4 protein-coding genes and 2 pseudogenes are annotated in these 2538 nt (G+C 36.2%); 2 read left to right on the forward strand and 4 right to left on the reverse strand.

Features of this window, described 5'->3' with window-relative positions; genetic code table 11:
- Nucleotides 1-89 precede the first annotated feature (89 nt).
- Both ARSQ2_RS04445 and ARSQ2_RS13620 read right to left on the reverse strand, forming a co-directional pair.
- Nucleotides 90-284, reverse strand: a complete 195-nt coding sequence (locus ARSQ2_RS04445) for a hypothetical protein (protein WP_238334312.1) — start codon at nt 282-284, stop codon at nt 90-92.
- A gap of 270 nt (nt 285-554) precedes the next feature.
- Nucleotides 555-686 carry a hypothetical protein gene (locus ARSQ2_RS13620; RefSeq protein ID WP_255487429.1) on the reverse strand — a complete coding sequence of 44 codons (132 nt, stop codon included), beginning with the start codon at nt 684-686 and terminating at the stop codon, nt 555-557.
- Nucleotides 687-741: 55 nt separating this feature from the next.
- Here ARSQ2_RS13620 and ARSQ2_RS04450 point away from each other — a divergent pair.
- Nucleotides 742-1233: pseudogene (locus tag ARSQ2_RS04450) on the forward strand (L-asparaginase family protein); the annotation flags it as partial.
- 10 nt (nt 1234-1243) lie between these two features.
- Nucleotides 1244-1656, forward strand: a pseudogene (pncA, locus tag ARSQ2_RS12525) (bifunctional nicotinamidase/pyrazinamidase); the annotation flags it as partial.
- 22 nt (nt 1657-1678) lie between these two features.
- Here pncA and ARSQ2_RS04465 read toward each other — a convergent pair.
- A complete protein-coding gene (locus tag ARSQ2_RS04465; RefSeq protein WP_338078239.1) occupies nt 1679-2209 on the reverse strand; it encodes an IS630 family transposase in 531 nt (176 codons plus the stop codon).
- A complete protein-coding gene (locus ARSQ2_RS04470; protein WP_181994086.1) occupies nt 2136-2498 on the reverse strand; it encodes an IS630 transposase-related protein in 363 nt (120 codons plus the stop codon). The genes ARSQ2_RS04465 and ARSQ2_RS04470 overlap by 74 nt, the downstream gene beginning before the upstream one ends.
- Nucleotides 2499-2538 lie beyond the last annotated feature (40 nt).

A 2538-nucleotide genomic window follows, 5' to 3' on the forward strand; every position in this document is an offset into this window, starting at 1 on the left:
CGATCGCGTAATAATAATATGAGTAAAAATCAAAAGAAAAATGATTATTTTTTATATAGGCAATAAAGTTATTGACAAAATTTTCATTCTTAAAAAAAATGCTGTTCCGCAACTACCAATTTTACCCAGGAGGCAGTTGCTCTAATTGTATTGGCAACGACACAATAAAAATCATAAAATTTGACAACTGCACGCTGATTATTTTCGGGTGTTTCCCAGAAAAAACCAAGATCGGGTTCATTCCAAATTTCGTATTCAGAAATTGGATAAGCCAGACCTATCAAATGATAGTTAATACTATATCTTTCTACTAATTTTTTTACTAGTTGACAATATTTTTCAATATTGGTGAGTTTTTATTTACCTCTATTAAGCATTCTTCCTATTCTAAATAGAATATTCGGCTTGTGTTCGCCTTGATAATATTTATTAGATAAAGATTTTTTAAGATAGGTATCGGTTGGTTGCCAATTGAATAGTGGTTCTTCTTCAGCAGAAAAATATTGTTGAGTATTTAAGCAAATAGTTCTTCGATTAAAAAATCATCCGCGTAATTATTTATTTTTAACATTGTCTGGCGCATTATTTGTTATCTGATCAAGGTAATTAATATCTGTTGTATCAAAGAAACTATCGATATAGCTAAGCGTCTTAATTTTGATTACAAAAATATATGTTTTCTCCAATATAAATTTACTGATATAGAGTAATTACTTGTAATCATTTTAAAGTCGCCTAGCTATAATTGATGCGGGTATTCATATCCGTTGTTTACAAAGCTGTCCATTGCCAAAAAATGACGGCAATTTCAGCAGCCATAAAATTACCCCTCAACCCGTTGGGGTTTTTACTATTTATCCTGGGATTCAGTACAAAGTATCGAAAAAATCTTATTGCAACCCAGCAAAGCACTCATTCTGCGTTCTTACGGTGTTGGTAATTCGCCTTCACAAACTGAGTTGTTAAAATGCCTTGAAAAGGCCTGTCAACACAATATTATCGTCATTAATTTCACACAATGCCTCTCTGGGCGAGTTAACATTAATGGGTATGCCACCCGGGCACGCATTAGCCAAAGTTGGTGTTATTAGTGGTTATGACATGACTTTTGAGGAAACCCTTACCAAGCTTCATTATTTACTTAGTCAATAGTCAATCTTTATCTTCAAATGATATTCGTACGCTGATGCAAAAAATTTGCGCGGTGAACTTACCTATAGTGACAATTATTAAGGACGATATAATGACTAATACTGCATTATTACTGGTCGATCTGCAAAATGACTTTTGTAAAGGGGTCGCCCTAGAAGTATTAGATAGTGAAAGTGTTATTAGTACAGCTAATAATGTTATCACTACTGCCAGCAACAAAATATCGTTGTTATTGCCAGCCAGGACTGGCATCCTGCTGATCACTTAAATTTTGCTGTCAACTCAGGAACTCAGGTAGGCACCGAGGGTAATCTTGATGGCCTACGTGAAATTTGGTGGCCAGTTCACTGTGTGCAACATCAGAAAGGAGCAGAATTCCATCCAGCACTTAATCAGTCAGCCATTCAGGCAACTTTTCAAAAAGGGATCAATGCCACAATCGATAGTTATATTGCTTTTTTTGATAATGATCATCAACATGCAACTCAGTTAGATCGTTGGCTATAGCTAAGCGTCTTAATTTTGATTACATCATATTGAGTGCGAACAAAATATCTGTGTCGCATCCGAGCGCTCTTTTTTTGCATTTAGCTTGTGCCCATTTATGTTCAATTGGATTAAGATCTAGCGAATAGGTAGGCAAATATTCCACCATATGCCCCGCATCGATGATGACTTGTTGAATACTCTGTTTCTTGTGAAAAGTTGCATTATCCATCATGATTACACTGTTTTTAGGAAGTACTGGGATAAGGACTTGGGTGACCCATGCATAGAAAACATCGCTGTTAATATTGATATCAAATAATCCGATAGCAAACAGCGTTGTGCCCAATAAAGCGCCGATAACATTTGTTCTTCCTTTAGCTCCCCAGTTCTTGAGACCAACACACCGTTGACCTTTCGGGGAATAGCCGTGAGTCCGCGGGGTATCGTGTGAAAAACCACTTTCATCAATAAAAACAATATGCTTGCCTTCTTTTTCATACTGTTGTTTTTTTGTTGAAACGTTTGTCGAGTGTTTTCGTCGGCTTTCGGATGACGTAGAGTTTTTTATAGGTCAATCCCATTTTTTTAAGAGCTTGCCAAATGGCCTTCTGACAAACGCCAAAACGCTCTGCACGCTCTTTTTGGTAAGCATCTGGATATTGTTCAACATCTTTTATCAACTCGGATTTATCGATTTTTCGCTGACGCGTAGTCGATGCTTTTGGCTCTATTTGATTAATCCAACGCGATACAGATGCAGAGCCAATCCGAAATTGCTTCGCTGTTTCTCGGATACTCAACCCTTCTTCTTCCATCGTAAATATCACTTTACGTCTAAAATCAATTGAATAGCTCATATAAATAATGTCATCAAAATTAAGTCGCTTAGCTATATTA

Source organism: Arsenophonus endosymbiont of Bemisia tabaci Q2, assembly GCF_902713415.1.
Lineage (GTDB): Bacteria > Pseudomonadota > Gammaproteobacteria > Enterobacterales > Enterobacteriaceae > Arsenophonus.

Coding starts and splice junctions, on each gene's coding strand:
- ARSQ2_RS04470 (WP_181994086.1), bottom strand. CDS start 2,498: ATGAGCTATTCAATTGATTTTAGACGTAAAGTGATATTTACGATGGAA.